This is a genomic window from Pantoea sp. Ft-CA_14, from assembly GCF_024520875.1.
In the GTDB taxonomy this organism is placed as follows: Bacteria; Pseudomonadota; Gammaproteobacteria; order Enterobacterales; family Enterobacteriaceae; genus Pantoea; species Pantoea agglomerans.
Window position 1 is genome coordinate 209,601 of record NZ_JALNPM010000003.1, and the last position, 18,508, is coordinate 228,108.

Sequence of the window (18,508 nt, forward strand, 5' to 3'; positions counted from 1 at the left end):
CTGAGAGCGGCACCCTTAAGGTGCCGCACTAAAGCTTATTTCACCGTCCAGCCCTGGTAGCTGCCGATATTATTACGATCGATCAGTTTCACCGGGATCAGCACCGGTTTGTCCGGTGCCGGTTTGCCCTGCAGAATGTCATAACCAATCTCGACCGCTTTGGCGGCCATGACCTGTGGATCCTGCGCAGGCGTCGCGACGAAGAGTGAATTCTTGCGCTTCAGCGCCTCTTCACCGTCCGGCGAGCCATCGACGCCAACGATAAAGAACTCACTGCGCTGCGCCTGTTTCGCCGCTAAGTCTGCGCCAATCGCTGTCGGGTCATTGATGGCAAACACCGCATCAATCTTTGGATTGGCAGAGAGCAGACCGGTCATGACTTCCAGTCCGCCTTCACGACTGCCTTTGGCGTTCTGGTTGTATGAGAGCAGCTTGATGTCCGGATGGGTTTTCAGTTCGGTCATACAGCCTTCAACGCGGTTCTGCACCGCAGAGACCGGTGGTCCGTTGATGATCACCACGTTGCCTTTGTTCTTCAGGCGGTCAGCAATATATTTACAGGCCATCGCGCCCGCCTCGGTGTTATCGGAGGTGATGGTCGCATTCGCGCCATCGGCCGCCACGTCGACCGCCACCACTACAATACCGGCATCACGCGCCCGCTTCACCGCCGGGGCGATCCCTTTGGAGTCGGCGGCGTTGAGAATAATCATGTCGACTTTGGCCGCAATAAAGTTATCAATCTGGCCCACCTGCTGACCGAGATCGTAGCCGCTGGAGACCAGCGTCACATTCACCTTATCGCCCGCCAGCTGACGCGCCTTCATCTCTGCGCCTTTGGTGATCTGCACGAAGAAGGGGTTTGCCAGATCGCCGACCGTTACGCCGATAGATTTGAGTTCTTTTGCCTGAGCCAGGCCGGTACTGAACAGCGTCGCCGCCAGCAGCCCGGTTACAATCGGATTAAAACGCATAGACCTTCTCCTGCTGTTTTCAAGGTGCCAACCACTTAATGGCGTTTTTTAGATGGCGGAGGTGTAATGGCACATCCGCCCTTTTAAGACTCAACTCACATGATGACGGGTACGGTATTTGTCGATCAGCACCGCGATGATGATGACCGCGCCCTTGATCACCAGCTGCCAGAAATAGGAGACCCCCATCAGCGTCATGCCGTTATTCAGCGTGGCGATAATCAGTGCACCAATCAGGGTGCCGGTAATGGTACCGATGCCGCCGACAAAGCTGGTACCGCCGAGGATCACCGCCGCAATCGCATCCAGCTCATAGCCCACCCCAAGGTTGCCGTTGGCGCTGTAAAGCCGCGAGGCGCTCATCAGACCGCCCAGCCCCGACAGCAGGCCGCTCATGCCGTAGACAAACAGCAGCACCATTCCGACCTTGATACCGGTGAGACGCGCCGCCTGGATATTGCCGCCGACCGCGTAGATATGTACGCCCAGCGTGGTGCGGCGCAGGATGAACCAGCAGATGGCGATCACCGCAAAGGCAATCACAATCAGCCACGGCACCGGCCCGAGATAGCCGTTGCCGATCCACTCAAAGTTAATATCGGAGTTGATTACCGTGGTGCCATCAGCCAGCAGGTAAGCGGCTCCGCGCAGCGCGGTGTAGGTGCCAAGCGTGACGATAAAGGGCGGCAACCCGGCCCAGGCGACCAGGATGCCGTTGAACAGCCCCATCACCAGGCCTGCGCCCAGCGCCATCGGAATGGTCATGGAAGCCAGCATCGGATCCAGCGACGCTACCAGCGCTACCACCGCGGTGGTCCCCAGCATTGACCCCACCGACAGGTCGATGCCGCCGGTGAGGATCACAAAGGTCATGCCCGCCGCCAGCACGATGTTAATCGACGCCTGACGGGTAATGTTGAGCAGGTTTGCTTCGGTAAAGAAGTTCGGCGTGACGAAACCAAATATCGCCACAATCAGGATCAGAATCGGCAGGATACCCACCGTTTGCAGCAGATCGCCCATCAGGGCGCGTTTCAGCGTCGGTGCTTTGGTGCGGGCCAGTTGTGTCATGGTGGTCTCCTTAGTTTTCGCCTGCTGACGCGCTGTGCGCACCGGTTGCCAGCGTCATAATATTTTCCTGACTGATGTGGCTGCCCTCCAGCTCACCGACGATGGTGCCTTCGTGCATCACGTAAACGCGGTCGCTCATCCCGACCACTTCCGGCAGTTCGCTGGAGATCATCAGAATCGCCACACCCTGCCGCGCCATCTCCTGCATCATGCGGTAGATCTCGCTTTTCGCCCCGACATCGACGCCGCGCGTCGGTTCATCGAGGATCAGAATGCGCGGACCAATTGCCACCCAGCGCGAAATCAGCAGCTTCTGCTGGTTACCGCCCGACAGACCGCCCGCCCGGACCTGAGCGTGAGGAACGCGAATATTGAGTGAAGCGATCGCCTCATTGGCGATGGTCTGCCCTTTGCGGCGGTTCAGCATCCCGTAACTGGCGTCACGTTCCAGCGTCGCCATCACGATGTTCTCCTGCGCCGCCATCTCCAGAAACAGTCCCTGCTCTTTGCGGTTTTCGGTGAGGAAACCGATGCCGCGTGCAATTGCATCGCGCGGTGAATGGATGGTGACCTTCTCGCCATCGATCCAGATCTCGCCCTCTTTCGGCTTGTGCACGCCAAAAATCAGCTGTGCCAGCTCGCTGCGGCCTGCGCCCACCAGCCCGGCCAGGCCGACAATCTCTCCGGCCCGCACTTCAAGACTGCTGGGATGCACTTTGCCGCCGTCGGTAAGGTGATTAACCGCCAGCCGGATATCACCCAGCGGGATAGCACGGTCTTTGTTAAACAGGTCGCTGAGCGGCCGTCCGACCATCATCCGCACCAGTTCGCTGGCGTTAAGCTGGTCACGGGTCAGGCTGCCCACATACTCCCCGTCGCGCAGCACGCTGACGCGGTCGGACAGCTCATATACCTCCGCCATGCGGTGGCTGATATAGATGATCGCCATGCCTTCGCTGCGCAGCCGTTTGATCAGCGCGAACAGCTGTTCGGTTTCGCGGTTGGAGAGCGCGGCGGTCGGCTCATCCATCACCAGAATGCGGCTGTTGCGCTGCAGCGCGCGGGCGATCTCCACCTGCTGCTGCTCGGCGATGCTCAGACGGCTGACCAGATCCCAGGCGCTGAACTGCGCGCCGAGCCGGTCAATGACCCGCTGCGCCTCTTCGGCCATCTGCCGCCGCCTGACCAGCCCGCCGGGCGCGATTTCGCTGCCGAGAAAAATGTTCTCCGCCACCGTCAGGTTGGGTGCCAGGTTGATCTCCTGATAAATCAGGGTGATCCCGGCGGCCAGAGCCTCTTTCGGCCCTTTCAGCGCCCAGGGCTTGCCTTCAATTAAAATTTCCCCGCTGCTGGCGGTATAGGCACCGGCCAGAATCTTCATCAGTGTGCTTTTACCCGCGCCGTTCTCCCCCATCAGCGCGTGGACCTCACCGGGATAAACCGTGAGATCGACGCCCTTCAGGGCATAAAAGCTGCCGAAGCGCCGGGTAATTCCCCGCATTTCCAGTATCGGTGTGGCTGTCATCGCCTCGCTCCTGCGGACTGTGGATAGCCGTCAGTAAAGCAACGTCAGATAAACGGAAAATGTCAGCGCCCATTCATATTTGTCATAAACGCCCGCCTGCACGCTCCTATACTCGGCCCATCGTTGCAGTGAATAAGAGGTCGTGGGATGCAGCGCACTTATCCGTGGCAGGCCGGGGCACGTGGACGCCTGTTGCTGTTCAATCTGCTGGTGGTGTCGGTCACGCTGATGGTCAGCGTGGTGGCGATCTTCGGCTTTCGTCATGCCGGGGCGATTCAGGAGCAGGCACAGGCGCAGACCCTGGCCGACATGAACGGCAGCCTGGCGCTGGCGCGGGATACCGCCAACGTGGCGACAGCGGCAGTGCGGCTGTCACAGGTGGTGGGCGCGCTGGAGTACCAGAGCGAATCACAGCGGCTGCAGCAGAATCAGCAGGCGTTGCAGCAGTCGCTGAGCCTGCTGGCCAGTGCGCCGCTGGCGGCACGTCAGCCGGAGCGCATCGCCCGGATCCGCGCCCGCAGCCTGATGCTGGAACAGACGATTAACAGCCTGCTGCTGACCGGTCACCAGCGTCATCTGCAGCGCAACAACATGCTGAGCGACCTGTGGCAGACACAGATTCTGCTCAGCCATATCGACCAGCTGGTACAGCGGGAACAGGGGACGCTGCCGGATGCCGCGCTGCGGGAGCAAACCGAACGGCTGATCACCATCGCGATCCGCACACCCTCGCCCATCGCCGTCATCGAACAGCTCCAGCAGGTGATGGCGCAGTGGCGCAACGTGCCGCTGACGGGCGTGACCGGCGAAAACGTGCAGCGACTGCTGGCCACCCAGCAGCGCCTGCTGCCGCTGGCAGAGGCGCTGGAGCAGAGCGACCTGGCGATCGCCTATGCCACCTACCGGATTAAAGCGCTGGTGGCGATGCTGAATGAAGATATCAGCGCCTCGGTGCAGCAGGTGGCGTTACAGAGTGAGGCGCGCACCCTGGCGACCCACCGTGAGCTGGATTCCATCATCGGCTTTATCGCGCTGTTTGCGCTGCTGGCGCTGGCAATTACCGGCTATGCCGGTATCTACATCTACCGCAATCTCGGGTCGAGCCTGACGGCGATTGCCGGGGCCATGACGCGGCTGGCGCAGGGCGAGCAGAACGTCAGCGTGCCAGGGCTGCAACGTCGCGACGAGCTGGGCGAGCTGGCGCGGGCGTTTAACGTCTTTGCCCGTAACACCGCCTCACTGGCTCACACCTCACGGCTGCTGAAAGAGAAGAGTAATCAGCTGGAATCCACCTTTCTGGCGATGCGCGACGGCTTTGCGCTGTTTGATAACAACGGTCAGCTGGTGGTGTGGAACGCCCAGTATGCGGAGCTGCTCGGCATCGCGCCGCATGAACTGCATCGCGGCGTTCCCTGGCAGCAACTGCTGGCGCCGCTGGCGGTGGATCTGCACGATCCCGGTGAACCGCAGGAGATCCGGCTGGCCGATGGTCGTACGCTGGAGCTGCGCTTCAGTCCAATCCCGCGGCGCGGCATGGTCAATACCGTGCTGGACCGGACCTCGCGTAAAACGCTGGAGGAGGCGCTGCAGCACAGCCAGAAAATGAAGGCGGTCGGCCAGCTGACCGGCGGACTGGCACACGACTTCAACAATCTGCTGGCGGTGATTATCGGCAGTCTGGCGCTGACCGAAGGCCAGCTGACGCCCGGCCCGCTGGCCAGCCGGATTGATCGGGCGCGACAGGCGGCCGACCGCGCTGCACAGCTGACCCAGCGGCTGCTGGCGTTCTCCCGCAAGCAGGCTCTCTATCCCCGTGCGGTGTCGGTGGTGACGCTGGTGGATAACCTGCAGGGGCTGCTGCAGCACTCGCTGCTGCCCGGCCAGCAGCTGATTATTGATGCGCAGCGTCCCGGCTGGCCCGCCTGGATTGATGCCAGCCAGCTGGAGAATGCGCTGATGAATCTGGTGGTGAATGCCCGCGATGCAATGCATCAGCAAAGCGGCGAAATCCGGCTGCGCATCTGGAATCAGCGTCGTCTGGAGGGCGATGAGAAGCGTGACAGGGTCACAATTGAGGTGATAGACCACGGCTGCGGCATGTCGGCCGGGGTTCGTGAGCAGGTGTTTGAGCCTTTTTTCACTACCAAGGCTACCGGCAGCGGCAGCGGGCTGGGCCTGTCGATGGTTTATGGTTTTGTACGGCAGTCAGGCGGCCAGATTGAACTGGAAACCGCGCCAGGCCAGGGCACCACGGTGCGGCTGCTGTTGCCGCGTGCACCGGAAGCCGCCGCCGCAGTGATCGCCCCGCCATCACCCATTGAGGCGGACATATCGGCGGAGATTGAGGCGGCCAGTAACCGGCTGGTGCTGGTGCTGGATGATGAACCGGCGGTGCGCCAGACACTCTGTGAGCATCTGCATCAGCTGGGTTATCTGACGCTGGAATGCGGAGACGGTGAAGAGGCGCTGGCGCTGCTGCGCCAGACCCCCGATATCGACCTGCTGATCAGCGACCTGATGCTGCCCGGCGAGATTAACGGCGCGGAGGTGATCCGCCAGGCGCAGCAGAACTGGCCGCAGCTGGCGACGCTGCTCATCAGCGGTCAGGACCTGCGCCACCAGCCGGTGACGCTGCCGCTGTGCGAACGGCTGGCGAAGCCCTGGCAGCAGGCACAGCTGGTGCAGGCGTTACAGCGCGCCTGGCAGCGCAGCGAACGGCTTAATCGCGCGCAGCAGGCTGCCACAACGGCACCGGCTTCCCGCTGATGTAGCGCTTGCGCAGGCGGCTGGAGATCACATCCATCACCATCACTACCACCACCAGAATCAGCGTCAGGAACATCACCACATCCCAGTTCCACAGGCGCATATTCTCAGCGTAAACCAGACCGACGCCCCCGGCGCCGACAAAGCCCAGCACCGCCGCTGAGCGGGTATTGGACTCTATCTGGTAAAGGCTCAGCGCCAGAAACTGAGGGAATGACTGGGTGAAGATGCCGAAGCGGTGTTTCTGCAGGCTGTTGGCGCCGACGGCGCCCAGTCCGCGACCCGGTGAACGCTCCACTGCTTCGTGCCCTTCGGCGTAGAGTTTGCCGAGCAAACCGACATCCTGCAGGATGATCGCCAGCACCCCGGCCAGCGGCCCCATACCGACCGCCCGGACGAAGATCAGCCCCCAGATCGCCATGTCGATACCGCGCAACACGTCAAACAGACGTCGCATCAGAAACGCCAGCGGTTTCGCGGTTCGGCTGTGCATCACGTTGCGCGCCGCCAGAAACGACAGCGGCAGCGCCAGCAGCGAGGCAGTCAGCGTGCCGGCAAAGACAATCCCTAAGGTGATGCCGACCTGCGACAGATAGTAGCCAAACGGCCAGTTCAGGAAGTCGTGCCAGACAAACATCCGCAGGAAATAGCGCCCCAGCTGCTGGCAGCCCATCAGCAAACGCGACCACTCCAGACCAAACACCGAAAAGAAAAAGAGGTAATAGAGCAGTACCGCCAGTGTCATCAGCGCCAGGCGACGCAGATAGCGCGGCTGTGCGGCGAAGAGTTCACGATGCTGCTGCTTCATTAGCGCGATATCGGGAACGGTGCTTATCATGTCCTGTCTCCTGTCACACGGCGACGAAGCTGGCCGGAGAGCGTATCCAGCAGCGACACCACAATCAGGATCAGCAGCAGCGTAATACTGACCTGATCGTAGCGGTCCAGTTTGATGTTGGTCATCAGCTCCTGGCCGATGCCGCCTGCGCCGACCAGCCCAAGGATGGTTGAGGAGCGGAAGTTAATTTCCAGTCGCATAAAGCTGTAGGAGAGAAAGACCGGCTTAACCTGTGGCCAGAAAGCGAAGCGCATCCGCTGCAGTTTGCTGGCTCCGCAGGCCGCCAGGCCGCGTACCGGCTTATCCGACGCCGACTCAATCGCCTCGTAAAACAGCTTGGTCAGGCTGCCCACGGTGTGCAGCGCCAGCGCCAGAAAACCGGGGATCGCCCCGATGCCAAACGCCATCACAAACATCACCGCCCACGCCAGCTCCGGCATGGTGCGCAGGAAGGCGACAAAGGCGCGAATCGTCATCCGCACGCTGACCGGCGTCTGAGTGTTGTCGGCGGCGAAAAAGGCCAGCACCGCGGCCAGTGCCACCGCCACCAGCGTCGAAGCCAGCGCCAGTTGTAGTGTTTCCCAGATCAGCGGCAGCTGGATCGGCAGACGGTAGCCCCAGTAAGCCAGCGAGCCTTCGGTCTTGCCGTCGGCAAACAGCAGCGGCAGATGCAGTACCGGCAGGATTTCGTGCAGGTAGTCAAAGAAGTGCGGCAGCGACTGCCAGACGGTAAGCAGATTAAATTCTGCCACCCTGCCCGCCGCCAGGTAGAGTGCCACCAGCAGCAGTGACCAGAGCAGCGTGTCTCGTTTCTGCTGGCGGCGGATGCGTTGATAGTAGTGTTCGAATTCGGTCAAAGGGGATCTCCGGCGCTAAAGCAGCGGGACGCAGGCGAGTTTGCTGCGTCCCGCTTTCCCCGCCTGAGCGGAGAAGATAAGAAGTAGCTGGATTTAGCCGCGGCTGCCTTTCATCAGGTCGCGCTTCATATCGATGATGTTCTGATAATCGGCAACCGTCGCCTGACCGATGTGCTGCTCGCCGCCCACCGCTTTCACGAAGCAGGCGTGATCTTCCTTATCCAGCTTTTTAATCGCCGACACCACTTTCGCTTTAAAGTCAGCGGGCAGCTTGTTGCTGACCAGCACCGGACCGTTGGGGATCAGCGGTGACTGCCAGATAATGCGGATCTGCTTCATCAGATCAGGATGGTCCATGCGGATCAGACGGCCAAACGCGCCAGAGGTATAGCCGCTGTTGTAGTCACCGACCAGTGAGGTCCAGGTCACTGCGCCATCAAACTGGTTGTTCAGCACGCCCAGAATGTCCTGCTCATGGCCGCCGGAGAAGGTGACGCTGGAGAAGGTGTTGTTATATTTGTCATCCACTGAGCCGCCGAACATTTTCTTAAACGCCTGGTTCGGCATCAGGAAGCCGGACGTCGAGTCGGGATCGGCCATACCGAAAGATTTCCCTTTCAGGTCTTCCAGTTTTTTGTAGGGGCTGTCCGCTTTGACGATCACCACCGAGTGGTAGCCGCGTGACTGATCTTTGTCATCCACCACAATGCCAACCACATCCACCGCTTTCGGGTCCTGAATGTAGACCGACGCAAACGAGGCTGGCGACATGCTCAGCACCATATCAATCTTGCCACCCAGCAGACCCTGAATCACGCCAGAGTAGTCGGAGGCGTTGCGCATCTGGGTATCCACACCCAGCTCTTTATCAAAGAAGGTCTTCACACACTGATTATCGCCAATCTGCTGGGTGGCGTTCTGACCGCCCAGAATCCCCAGATTAAGCTGTTTCGGCGCATCCGCTGCGCTGACACCAAACGCCATTACACTGGTCAGGAGTGCTAAAGAAGTCAGTTTCATTCGGGGTTGTTCTCTTGCTGTGGAAGTTAATGGATTTGGTTAAGTTCATCGCCGTACAGCTGGTGCAGCAGGCTGTCGGTCAGTCCTGAAGGATGGCCGTCAAACAGCACCACGCCGCGCTGAATGCCAATCACCCGGGTGCAGTAGCTTTTCACCAGCTCAATCGAGTGCAGGTTAACCATCACGCTGATGCCCTGCTCGCTGACCTGACGCAGCACATCCATGATGCGCTTGGTATTTTTGGGATCGAGTGACGCCACCGGCTCATCGGCCAGCAGGATTTTGGGGTTCTGCATCAGGGCACGGCAGATCGCCACACGCTGCATCTGCCCGCCAGAGAGGTTTTCCGCCCGCTGCAGCGCCTGCGGCAGCATGTTCATCCACTGCAGCAGTTCGATGGCGTGCGCCCGGTCATTGTCGGAGAAGATTTTAAAGAAGGATTTCAGCGTACCGGTCTGGCTCAGACGGCCCAGCAGCACGTTGGTCAGCACGTCGAGGCGTGGCACCAGACAGAAATCCTGAAAGATCATGCCGCACTGGCTGCGCCATTCGCGCAGCTGGCGGCTGTTGAGCGTAACCACGTTACGATCCGCTTCGCCATGATGCAGACTGATAATCGCGCCGGAAGTCGCTTCAATCGTGCCGTTGAGCATGTGCAGCAGGGTTGATTTACCTGCGCCAGAGCGGCCAATCACCGCCACCAGCTCACCGGCGTGCAGGTCGAAACTGACCTGATCCAGCACCTGAGTGTCGCCGTAGGCTTTGCTCAGTTTCTGCACCGACAACACTTTTTGTCCGCTGAGGCTGGCCGGTGGCAGGTCGTTGTCGACCACCGTTTTCAGAAGTGCCTGTGCCATGGTTTCTCCGTCATCGCTGATTGCGTTCTGCGGGTTATTAAGGCGTGACGCGATGAACACGAGATGACAGTCAGATGATCAAACCGTGACAGGCCAGTGCGCGCCGCACAGCAATGTCTGGCCGTCACGGGCAGCCAGCACGCCGTCCGGTAACGGGTTCTCAGCTAACCAGTTATCCATCTCATGACTGAGATGGGTGAGCCAGGTCTGACGCGGCTGGAGCATCTCTGCTATCGCCAGCGCCTGGGTCACATCATTATGGTTACGCGGTTCTGCTTGCGGCGGATCGTTGCAGTCAATCACCAGCTGGTCCAGCGGCTGACCGCGCAGGAAGTCAGCGGTGTCGGGTGGCAATCCGCAGGTATCACACAGCCAGGCGAGCCGGGTGCCGTGCCAGTCGAACAGATAGCCATGCGTCAGCTTCGAGTGCTGCAACGGCAGCGGCGTAACCTGCAGTTCACCAAAGGCGTGTGCTACAAACGGCGTTAAGGCGGGACGGAAATCGAGCAGGCCTGGATGTTTATAGAGATCGTCACAGCCTCGCGGATCGGGTGGACCCCAGACCGGAATCGGCGCGCCCACTCCCCAGCGCAGTGCAAAAAGCCCCTGCACATGATCCATGTGGTAGTGAGTCAGCAGAATGCGCGTCAGCGTGCCAGGCGGGAAGCACAACGCCAGCAGCGGCAGACCGGCATCCAGCAGGATGCGCTCGCGACCAAACTCAATCAGCGCGCTGCAGGGCGCACGCGCATAGCCGCTGTTGAGCTGCGCACGCTGACAGGCGCGACAGTCGCAGCCCGGCAGCGGTGCGGCAGTGACCCCGCCAGTACCCAGAAAAGTGAGTTTCATTGATGCGCCTTCGGTAGCGGATGTCGATGCCGGACTGTCACCGCCGGTGCCAGGATAAGAGAGTTTCATTGATGCGCCTCCAGTATCTGACGCAGCAGGCACACGGTATCCGCCAGCGCGCCGTCGTTGTTGAGGATAAGGCAGCCATCGGGCTGCGGCTGTGCGGCGCGCGCCAGCCGCCGGGCGATCTCCGCCTCATCTTCCCGTCCGCGCTGGCGCAGCCGCGCTGCCAGCACGGCGGGTGTGACCTGCAGACAGACCGGCAGCAGCAGCGTGCCGAAACGGGCCTGCGCCTGCGCCAGATGCAGCCGCGAACCGTTCACCACCACATTCTGCCCGCGCAACAGCCACTGTTCCGTCTCACAGCCAATGCCATAGCTGAAACCGTGCGCCTGCCAGCTCACCGCGAACAGACCGAGTGCTGCGCGACGGGCAAACTCCGCCTCGGTCAGTGCCACATGGTTTTCGCCGCCCGCATCGGCGGCGCGGGTAATGTAGCGATGGGCGATCAGCAGCCGTGGCGGAGGTGCCGCCCGCAGCGCATCCAGCAAGCTGTCTTTACCCGAGCCCGAAGGACCGGTGAGCCAGATCAGCCGCGCCATCAGTACACCTGCCGGCCTTTGCTCCAGACATGCCGCACGTGCGGGTAGCCGTGTGCGGTATGCGCCAGCACCAGATCGGCGCGGCAGCCTTCGGCGATTACCCCGCGATCTTCGAGCCCTAAGGCGCGCGCCGGGTTACAGGTGACCAGCGCGATCGCCTGCGCCATGCCGAGGCTGTTGCGCTCATCATCTGCCAGCCGGAACGCTGCATCCAGCAGGCTCGCCGGATAGTAATCGGAGGAGAGAATATTCAGCAGGCCGTGTGACGCCAGCTCCCAGGCGGCGACGTTGCCGGAGTGCGAGCCGCCGCGCACGATGTTTGGCGCGCCCATCAGCACCTGCATATTGCGATAACGCGAGGCGCGTGCCGCCTCCAGCGTGGTCGGAAACTCCGCAATGCGGCTGCCCGCGGCGTGAGACTCTTCAACGTGCGCCGCGGTGGCATCATCGTGGCTGGCAATGGCGATGCCATGTTCCCGGCAGAGTCCGGCAATCGCCTGACGATTAGGCTGTGACCATTCTGCTGCCAGGGTGAGCTGGTCATGCTCGAACTGATCCATCTCCGCGTCGTTGAGCTGATATTTGCCCTGATAATATTCGCGATACTTCGTCAGCGACGCATACTGGCGCTGGCCCGGCGAATGGTCCATCAGCGACACCAGCGCCAGCTCTGGCGTGCCCATCAGCGCTTCAAACAGCGGCGCAGTGGTGGGATGCGGCAGTTCACAGCGCAGATGCAGCAGATGCTCGGCCCGGTTCAGACCTTTGCGGTTGCTGTCGCGGATGGCGTCGATCATCTTGCTGAGGTTATCCAGCCGGTGCCCGCCGTCGCGCACATCCCCGACACCAATCGCATCCAGCACCGTGGTAATGCCGCTGGAAACCATCAGCGCATCGTGGCTGCTCATCGCCGAGTGTGCCGGCCAGTCCACTTTCGGACGCGGCGTGAAAAACTTGTCGAGGTTATCGGTGTGCAGCTCCACCAGACCCGGCATCAGCCATGCGCCCTCACCGTCCAGCGCGCCCGGCTGCTGGCTGGTGGTTTCGCTGAAGCTGCTGATGCGCTCGTCGCGAAACTCCAGCGATCCGGTTACCACTTCGTTTTCCAGCACCAGTCTGACGTTATTGATGATCATGCCTGCGCTCCTGTCTCGATTGGGTGCATCAGGTGCAGCCGGTCCGCTACCCGCTCGCGCACCGCCCGATCGTGAAAAATACCGACGATGGCGGCACCACGGGCGCGCGCCTGTTCAATTAAGCTCACTACCGCCTCGCTGTTTACACTGTCGAGCGAGGCGGTGGGTTCATCCAGCAGCAGCACCGGATAGTCGGCGATAAAGCCGCGAGCGATATTCACGCGCTGCTGCTCTCCGCCAGAGAAAGTGGATGGGGCCAGCGACCAGAGACGCTGCGGCACGTTGAGCCGGGTCAGCAGTTCGGCGGCACGCGCCTCACAGAAGGCGCGCTCGACGCCGCGCTCCAGCAGCGGCTGCATCACAATCTCCAGCGTCGGCACGCGCGGGATCACCCGCAGAAACTGGCTGACCCAGCCCAGCGTGTCGCGGCGCAGGGCGATAATCTGGCGCGCCGATGCCTGCGCCATGTCGATCCACTCGCCCTGATGCGCGACCCGGATGTGGCCGCTGTCGGGCTGATAGTTGCCGTAAAGCGCGCGCAGCAGTGTGGATTTACCGCTGCCGGAGTGACCGTGCAACACCACGCATTCGCCCTCGCCTGCCGTCAGGCTGGCGTTGTGCAGCACCGGCAGCGCCGCGCCGTTCTGGTTATGCAGCACAAAGGTTTTACACAAATTCTCGACCCGCAGGCGCGGAGTGATAGTTGTCATTTAATTGAGCACCGAAGAGACCAGCAGTTGAGTGTAAGGATGATGAGGATCGTCCAGCACGCGGTCAGTCAGACCGCTCTCCACCACCCGCCCCTGCTTCATCACCAGCAGGCGATGCGCCAGCAGTCGCGCCACGCCGAGATCGTGGGTGACAATCACCACCGCCAGATTCAGTTCGCGCACCAGCGTCCGCAGCAGATCCAGCAGTCGCGCCTGCACCGACACATCCAGCCCGCCGGTCGGCTCATCCATAAACATCAACTGCGGCTGCGTCACCAGGTTCCGGGCGATCTGCAGACGCTGCTGCATGCCGCCGGAAAAGGTGGTGGGCAAATCGTCGATGCGACCGGCGTCAATCTCCACCGCCTGCAGCCAGCGGCTCGCCTCGGCGCGGATATCGCCATAGTGGCGCTGTCCGGTCGCCATCAGCCGTTCGCCGATGTTGCCGCCCGCGCTGACCTGCGAACGCAGCCCGTCCATGGGATGCTGATGCACCACGCCCCATTCGGTGCGCAGCAGGCGACGGCGATCGCTTTCACTCATCTGATAGAGGTCGCGATTCTGATAGAGGATGCTGCCCTGCTGCGGCGTCAGACGCGCCGACAGGCTCTGCAGCAGCGTGGTTTTACCGGAGCCGGACTCGCCGACAATGCCCAGCACTTCACCGGGATAGAGATCAAAACTGACCTGCTCAAACCCTTTGCCCGGCGCATAAAGGTGGGTGAGCTGGTTCACCGCAAGCAGCGGCTGTTCACTGTGCATGTTGCTGTTCCTGCTGCTGATGGCAAAAGTCGGTGTCGGAGCAGACAAACATCCGCGTTCCCTGATCGTCCATTACCACCTCATCGAGATAGCTGTGGCGCGAGCCGCACAGCGCGCAGGGTTCATCCCACTGCTGCACGGTGAACGGATGATCGTCGAAGTCCAGGCTTTCCACACGGGTGTAAGGCGGTAAGGCGTAGATGCGCTTTTCACGCCCGGCACCAAACAGCTGCAGCGCGGGCATCATGTGCATCTTCGGGTTGTCGAATTTGGGAATGGGCGAAGGATCCATCACGTAGCGATCGTTGACCCGGACCGGATAGGCGTAAGTCGTCGCGATGTGGCCGTAGCGGGCAATATCTTCATACAGCTTCACCTGCATGATGCCGTACTCCTCCAGCGCATGCATGGTGCGGGTTTCGGTTTCGCGCGGCTCGATAAAGCGCAGCGGCTCCGGGATCGGCACCTGGAAAATCAGGATCTGATCCTCTTCCAGCGGCGTTTCCGGGATGCGGTGACGGGTCTGGATCAGGGTGGCATCGGCGGTGCGCTCGGTGGTGGCAGCATTGCTGACCCGCTTAAAGAACTGGCGGATCGACACCGCATTGGTGGTGTCATCTGCGCCCTGATCGATCACCTTCAGCACATCCTGATCGCCAATCACGCTGGCGGTGATCTGGATGCCGCCGGTGCCCCAGCCGTAGGGCATCGGCATCTCACGTCCGGCGAACGGCACCTGATAGCCGGGGATCGCCACCGCTTTCAGGATGGCGCGGCGGATGGTGCGTTTGGTCTGCTCGTCGAGATAGCCGTTGTTATAGCCGGTGAGTTCAGCCATGGTTGCGCTCCTGATAATCGTGCTGCAGCTGTTTCAGCAGTTCCAGTTCCGCCTGGAAATCGACGTAGTGCGGCAGCTTGAGATGCGAGACAAAGCCTGCGGCTTCCACGTTATCGGCGTGCGACAGCACAAACTCTTCGTCCTGCGCCGGGCTGGTAACACGCTCATGCTGTTCGCGGCTTTGCAGCGCCCGGTCCACCAGCGCCATCGCCATCGCTTTGCGTTCGGCGCGGCCAAACACCAGCCCATAACCCCGGGTAAAGTGCGGCGCCGTGTCGTCGCTGTGGGCAACGCCGTTGACCATTTCACACTCCGTCAGTAGCAGCTCACCGATCTCCAGCTCAAAACCCAGCTCTTCGGGACAGATACTGACGCTGAGAGTGCCGGTGCGGATCTCGCCGGCAAACGGATGGGTGCGGCCATAGCCGCGCTGGGTCGAATAACCCAGCGCCAGCAGAAAGCCTTCGTCGCCACGCACCAGCTGTTGCAGGCGCGCGGCGCGTGAGGCGGGAAAACTCATCGGCTCGCGGGTGATATCGACAGGCTCGCTGCCGTCATCCATCTCGGCGGCGGCCAGCCCTTCATCGCTCATCATGCTGAACATGTGCGGGCACTGGTCAGGCACCGAACGATCGTCACGCGGCGCGGCGGGCGTTTCGCCATTGGCCAGCAGGGTGAAGTCGAGCAGACGGTGGCTGTAGTCGTAAGTTGGTCCCAGCACCTGGCCGCCCGGCAGATCTTTATAGACCGCCGAGATGCGGCGTTCGATGCGCATCGCACCGGTCGCCAGTGGCGTGCTCTCCGCCAGGCGTGGCAGCGTGGTGCGATAGGCGCGCAACAGAAAGATCGCCTCCACCAGATCGCCGCTGGCCTGCTTAATCGCCAGCGCCGCCAGCTCAGAATCGTAAATCCCGCCTTCGGTCATCACCCGATCCACCGCCAGTCCCAGCTGCTGCGCCACCTGATCGCAGCCGAGTTCGGCTACCGCCCGATCGCCGCGCCGCAGATCGGCCTGCAACTGGTGGGCATTTGAAATGGCTTTTTCGCCCCCTTTCACCGCGACATACATCAGCACACCTCCACAACGGTGGTGCGCGGCACGGCCATGATCGCTTCGCCACAGGTGAAGATCAGGTCCACGCCCTGTGGAAACGGATGCGGACGAGTGCGCAGATATTCCAGCACGCTTTCGGGCAGCTGTGGCGCGATGGCGCGGGTTTCCCGCAGGCCAGGGCCGGAGAGGCGCAGCGTCAGGCCGCCATTCAGCGACGGCACTTCGATAATCAGCGTGGTGCTTTTTTCTGGTGACATGTTGTCACCGGCCGCGAACTGCGTCGGGTCGGGCTGCGCCGCCGCATGGCTCAGGGCAAAAGGCGCATCCTGCTGCGTGGTGATCGGCGCACCGGTATGGAAGCGCAGATTGTTGCGCAGCTGTTCGTTGTCGATTTCCGCATCCAGCCAGACCGGGCTTTCCTGATCGACCAGCGTCAGCAGCAGCGCCGTGGCCGCCGGTGACAGTGCGCCCCAGCCCTGCTGCAGCGGCAGCGAGACCATCACGCCCGGTTCGCTCATCGCTTTCAGAATGCGGCGAAACGCGCGCTGCGCATCCGCCACCGGATGGTTAAAACTTGCCAGTAAAGTCATCAGTTATCTCCGCGAACCAGCGTAAAGAAATCCACTTTGCTGCTGGCGATCTCGCGGGCGCGCAGCTGTCGCTGCTCATCGCGCCACGCCGCCAGCGGGGTAATAATCTTCTCTTCCAGCAGTTGCCGGGTTTCCGGCTGCTGTAAAAGCGCATCCAGCAGGGCACAGCGTTCGGCATGGGCTTTGTCGCGCCCTAACAGGTAGCTGTAACCCAGAGTGCCGTCGCTGAGCTGCACCACCGCGCGCGTCACCGTGGCATCGCCCATCACAAAGCGTTTGCCGGTGGCCCCCATCCGCGCCTGCAACCGTGTCAGCCCGATCTCTGCCGGACGGATCAGGGTAAAGGCGGGCTGGAGGTTAAGCGCCTGCCAGTGCGTCTCAAGCAACGCGGCGCTGCTGTGCGCCAGCACCGACAGCCAGCGCTGGCGATCCGTTTGCTGTTCCATTAGTGCTCCAGAGTCAGTTCAATCATGTCGCCGCGCGTCAGGCTGACGGAGTATTCCGCCACCGCGCCATCACTGGTTTTGTTCAGGGTCCGCACGCAGAGCAGCGGCGAATGCAGCGCGATGTCGAGCTGCCGACACTCTTTGGCCTGCGCCCGGCGGGTGCTGATGCGGGTCTGGGTGCGTACCAGTTGCTTGCCGGTGTGCTCCACTAAGAAGTCGTGTAGCGACCCGCTGTTAAATTGCTGAAGCTGTGGCCACCAGCTGAGGTCGGCGAGGAAATGGTTGATCAGGCAGAGCGGCACGCCGTTGGCGCGTCGCAGGGTGCGCAGATGAATGACGTTGTCGCCCTCTTTCACGCCCAGCGCATTGGCAACGTCGTTGCTGGCCGGACGCAGCACCGCCAGCAGCCGTTCGCTGGTGGGATGACTGCCCTGCTCAAGCAGGTTCTGGCTGAATCGCGCCTGGGCATGCAGCGGATAGTCATAAGGGCGCATCAAAACCAGGATGCCGACGCCGTGACGGCGCTGCAGCAGCCCTTTGTGCACCAGCTCATCCACCGCCCGACGCAGCGTGTGGCGATTCACCTCATAGTGATCGGCCAGCTGTTGCTCGGAAGGAAGATAGTCGCCGCAGCGGTAGCGCTCTTTCAGCGCCTGCTCCAGTTGTGCGGCAACAGCCTGATAGACAGTGGTCGGATGTCTGGATAACTCCATCACGATGAAATCCTCACGGGTTACAGAGTGGGAACGCAGTGAAAAGACGCTGCGGGATGGTGTTAGCTTGAGGGGATCAGATGACAGAACCGTGACGCGGGGGTGAAGGAGAGGTGAATGTGGTAGTCAGGGATTTACAGCAAGCAGGCATTGAGCCTGTTCGCATAGAACGACTGGCTGCCTGGTGTACACTGGAACGAACTAACGTTGCGCTTAGGAGAGAGTATGTACGGACCGGATCCCGCTAATCCCCATCCAATGGAAGGCTTCCCACAGGTTTGTTTTATCAAAAATACGGTGAAAAACCCCAACATCATAATCGGGGATTTTACTTATTATGATGATCCTGAAGACTCAGAAAACTTCGAGCGCAATGTCCTTTATCACTTCCCCTTTATTGGTGACAAACTGATCATGGGTAAATTCTGCGCGATAGCCAGGGGCGTTCAGTTCATCATGAACGGGGCAAACCATAACATGGCAGGTTTCTCCACTTTTCCGTTTTACATTTTCGGAAATGGATGGGAAACAGCCCAGCCTCAGGCCGGCGATCTGCCCTATAAAGGCGATACGGTGATTGGTAATGATGTATGGATGGGTTATCAGGCGCTGATTATGCCAGGCGTTAAAATCGGCAACGGCGCAATAATCTCGTCACGTTCTGTTGTGACGTCGGATGTCCCGGCCTATTCGATTGTGGGTGGCAACCCGGCCAGAGTGATCAGGCAGCGTTTTACTGATGAAACCATATCCCGACTAGAGAAGCTGGCCTGGTGGGACTGGCCGGTAGAAAAGATTACTCAAAACCTACCGGCAATTATCTCCGCAGACCTTGAAGCACTGCCAGATGAATAGCCGGGCAGAAGTGGAATAAACACTGCCCGCTGCTGGCAAAGGGTG

19 protein-coding genes are annotated in these 18,508 nt (G+C 61.0%); 2 read left to right on the forward strand and 17 right to left on the reverse strand.

Features of this window, described 5'->3' with window-relative positions; translation table 11 throughout:
- Positions 1-35 precede the first annotated feature (35 nt).
- The 3 genes from NR195_RS06840 to NR195_RS06850 form a co-directional block, all read right to left on the reverse strand.
- Complete coding sequence (locus NR195_RS06840) at positions 36-974, reverse strand: ABC transporter substrate-binding protein (protein WP_010247755.1); 939 nt, start codon at positions 972-974, stop codon at positions 36-38.
- A 90-nt stretch (positions 975-1,064) separates the two neighbouring features.
- Positions 1,065-2,045 (reverse strand): ribose ABC transporter permease, encoded by a 981-nt coding sequence (locus NR195_RS06845; protein WP_010247757.1) that lies wholly within the window; start codon positions 2,043-2,045, stop codon positions 1,065-1,067.
- Between the two features lie 10 nt (positions 2,046-2,055).
- Positions 2,056-3,570, reverse strand: a complete 1,515-nt coding sequence (locus NR195_RS06850; protein ID WP_256844326.1) for a sugar ABC transporter ATP-binding protein — start codon at positions 3,568-3,570, stop codon at positions 2,056-2,058.
- Positions 3,571-3,717: 147 nt separating this feature from the next.
- Here NR195_RS06850 and NR195_RS06855 point away from each other — a divergent pair, with 147 nt between their 5' ends.
- Positions 3,718-6,336, forward strand: coding sequence for an ATP-binding protein (locus tag NR195_RS06855; RefSeq protein WP_256844327.1), 2,619 nt, complete (start codon positions 3,718-3,720; stop codon positions 6,334-6,336).
- Here NR195_RS06855 and phnE (NR195_RS06860) read toward each other — a convergent pair.
- The 14 genes from phnE (NR195_RS06860) to phnF form a co-directional block, all read right to left on the reverse strand.
- Entirely contained in the window at positions 6,290-7,174 is an 885-nt protein-coding gene (gene phnE, locus NR195_RS06860) for a phosphonate ABC transporter, permease protein PhnE (RefSeq protein WP_010247767.1), read from the reverse strand. The genes NR195_RS06855 and phnE (NR195_RS06860) overlap by 47 nt on opposite strands.
- Positions 7,171-8,031 carry a phosphonate ABC transporter, permease protein PhnE gene (gene phnE, locus NR195_RS06865; protein WP_010670882.1) on the reverse strand — a complete coding sequence of 287 codons (861 nt, stop codon included), beginning with the start codon at positions 8,029-8,031 and terminating at the stop codon, positions 7,171-7,173. The genes phnE (NR195_RS06860) and phnE (NR195_RS06865) overlap by 4 nt, the downstream gene beginning before the upstream one ends.
- Before the next feature lie 93 nt (positions 8,032-8,124).
- Complete coding sequence (phnD, locus tag NR195_RS06870; protein WP_010247773.1) at positions 8,125-9,051, reverse strand: phosphonate ABC transporter substrate-binding protein; 927 nt, start codon at positions 9,049-9,051, stop codon at positions 8,125-8,127.
- Between the two features lie 26 nt (positions 9,052-9,077).
- Positions 9,078-9,908: a phosphonate ABC transporter ATP-binding protein gene (phnC, locus tag NR195_RS06875; RefSeq protein WP_010247776.1), complete on the reverse strand. Its 831-nt coding sequence runs from the start codon at positions 9,906-9,908 to the stop codon at positions 9,078-9,080.
- 78 nt (positions 9,909-9,986) lie between these two features.
- Positions 9,987-10,757 (reverse strand): phosphonate metabolism protein PhnP, encoded by a 771-nt coding sequence (gene phnP / locus NR195_RS06880; RefSeq protein ID WP_187511827.1) that lies wholly within the window; start codon positions 10,755-10,757, stop codon positions 9,987-9,989.
- Positions 10,758-10,822: 65 nt separating this feature from the next.
- Complete coding sequence (gene phnN, locus NR195_RS06885) at positions 10,823-11,359, reverse strand: ribose 1,5-bisphosphokinase (protein WP_033788396.1); 537 nt, start codon at positions 11,357-11,359, stop codon at positions 10,823-10,825.
- On the reverse strand, positions 11,359-12,495 hold the full coding sequence (gene phnM / locus NR195_RS06890; protein WP_010247783.1) for an alpha-D-ribose 1-methylphosphonate 5-triphosphate diphosphatase: 1,137 nt from the start codon (positions 12,493-12,495) through the stop codon (positions 11,359-11,361). The genes phnN and phnM overlap by 1 nt, the downstream gene beginning before the upstream one ends.
- Positions 12,492-13,205, reverse strand: a complete 714-nt coding sequence (gene phnL, locus NR195_RS06895) for a phosphonate C-P lyase system protein PhnL (RefSeq protein ID WP_022624938.1) — start codon at positions 13,203-13,205, stop codon at positions 12,492-12,494. Before phnL ends, phnM begins: the two co-directional genes overlap by 4 nt.
- Positions 13,206-13,967 (reverse strand): phosphonate C-P lyase system protein PhnK, encoded by a 762-nt coding sequence (gene phnK / locus NR195_RS06900; protein WP_033767653.1) that lies wholly within the window; start codon positions 13,965-13,967, stop codon positions 13,206-13,208.
- Positions 13,957-14,805 carry an alpha-D-ribose 1-methylphosphonate 5-phosphate C-P-lyase PhnJ gene (locus NR195_RS06905; RefSeq protein WP_010247794.1) on the reverse strand — a complete coding sequence of 283 codons (849 nt, stop codon included), beginning with the start codon at positions 14,803-14,805 and terminating at the stop codon, positions 13,957-13,959. The genes phnK and NR195_RS06905 overlap by 11 nt, the downstream gene beginning before the upstream one ends.
- On the reverse strand, positions 14,798-15,874 hold the full coding sequence (locus NR195_RS06910) for a carbon-phosphorus lyase complex subunit PhnI (protein ID WP_256844328.1): 1,077 nt from the start codon (positions 15,872-15,874) through the stop codon (positions 14,798-14,800). Before NR195_RS06910 ends, NR195_RS06905 begins: the two co-directional genes overlap by 8 nt.
- Complete coding sequence (gene phnH / locus NR195_RS06915) at positions 15,874-16,449, reverse strand: phosphonate C-P lyase system protein PhnH (RefSeq protein WP_010247799.1); 576 nt, start codon at positions 16,447-16,449, stop codon at positions 15,874-15,876. Before phnH ends, NR195_RS06910 begins: the two co-directional genes overlap by 1 nt.
- Positions 16,449-16,895, reverse strand: coding sequence for a phosphonate C-P lyase system protein PhnG (phnG, locus tag NR195_RS06920; protein WP_010247802.1), 447 nt, complete (start codon positions 16,893-16,895; stop codon positions 16,449-16,451). Before phnG ends, phnH begins: the two co-directional genes overlap by 1 nt.
- Positions 16,895-17,608: a phosphonate metabolism transcriptional regulator PhnF gene (phnF, locus tag NR195_RS06925; RefSeq protein WP_010247805.1), complete on the reverse strand. Its 714-nt coding sequence runs from the start codon at positions 17,606-17,608 to the stop codon at positions 16,895-16,897. Before phnF ends, phnG begins: the two co-directional genes overlap by 1 nt.
- A gap of 225 nt (positions 17,609-17,833) precedes the next feature.
- On the opposite strand from phnF, the gene NR195_RS06930 reads away from it, so the two are divergent.
- On the forward strand, positions 17,834-18,463 hold the full coding sequence (locus NR195_RS06930) for a Vat family streptogramin A O-acetyltransferase (RefSeq protein WP_029519617.1): 630 nt from the start codon (positions 17,834-17,836) through the stop codon (positions 18,461-18,463).
- The last annotated feature ends 45 nt before the right edge of the window (positions 18,464-18,508 follow it).

Excerpts from the sequence above, each read along its gene's own strand:
- NR195_RS06840 (WP_010247755.1), bottom strand. The coding sequence starts at position 974 with ATGCGTTTTAATCCGATTGTAACCGGGCTGCTGGCGGCGACGCTGTTC.
- NR195_RS06845 (WP_010247757.1), bottom strand. The coding sequence starts at position 2,045 with ATGACACAACTGGCCCGCACCAAAGCACCGACGCTGAAACGCGCCCTG.
- NR195_RS06850 (WP_256844326.1), bottom strand. The coding sequence starts at position 3,570 with ATGACAGCCACACCGATACTGGAAATGCGGGGAATTACCCGGCGCTTC.
- NR195_RS06855 (WP_256844327.1), top strand. The coding sequence starts at position 3,718 with ATGCAGCGCACTTATCCGTGGCAGGCCGGGGCACGTGGACGCCTGTTG.
- phnE (WP_010247767.1), bottom strand. The coding sequence starts at position 7,174 with ATGATAAGCACCGTTCCCGATATCGCGCTAATGAAGCAGCAGCATCGT.
- phnD (WP_010247773.1), bottom strand. The coding sequence starts at position 9,051 with ATGAAACTGACTTCTTTAGCACTCCTGACCAGTGTAATGGCGTTTGGT.
- phnC (WP_010247776.1), bottom strand. The coding sequence starts at position 9,908 with ATGGCACAGGCACTTCTGAAAACGGTGGTCGACAACGACCTGCCACCG.
- phnP (WP_187511827.1), bottom strand. The coding sequence starts at position 10,757 with ATGAAACTCACTTTTCTGGGTACTGGCGGGGTCACTGCCGCACCGCTG.
- phnN (WP_033788396.1), bottom strand. The coding sequence starts at position 11,359 with ATGGCGCGGCTGATCTGGCTCACCGGTCCTTCGGGCTCGGGTAAAGAC.
- phnM (WP_010247783.1), bottom strand. The coding sequence starts at position 12,495 with ATGATCATCAATAACGTCAGACTGGTGCTGGAAAACGAAGTGGTAACC.
- phnL (WP_022624938.1), bottom strand. The coding sequence starts at position 13,205 with ATGACAACTATCACTCCGCGCCTGCGGGTCGAGAATTTGTGTAAAACC.
- phnK (WP_033767653.1), bottom strand. The coding sequence starts at position 13,967 with ATGCACAGTGAACAGCCGCTGCTTGCGGTGAACCAGCTCACCCACCTT.
- NR195_RS06905 (WP_010247794.1), bottom strand. The coding sequence starts at position 14,805 with ATGGCTGAACTCACCGGCTATAACAACGGCTATCTCGACGAGCAGACC.
- NR195_RS06910 (WP_256844328.1), bottom strand. The coding sequence starts at position 15,874 with ATGTATGTCGCGGTGAAAGGGGGCGAAAAAGCCATTTCAAATGCCCAC.
- phnH (WP_010247799.1), bottom strand. The coding sequence starts at position 16,449 with ATGACTTTACTGGCAAGTTTTAACCATCCGGTGGCGGATGCGCAGCGC.
- phnG (WP_010247802.1), bottom strand. The coding sequence starts at position 16,895 with ATGGAACAGCAAACGGATCGCCAGCGCTGGCTGTCGGTGCTGGCGCAC.
- phnF (WP_010247805.1), bottom strand. The coding sequence starts at position 17,608 with ATGGAGTTATCCAGACATCCGACCACTGTCTATCAGGCTGTTGCCGCA.
- NR195_RS06930 (WP_029519617.1), top strand. The coding sequence starts at position 17,834 with ATGTACGGACCGGATCCCGCTAATCCCCATCCAATGGAAGGCTTCCCA.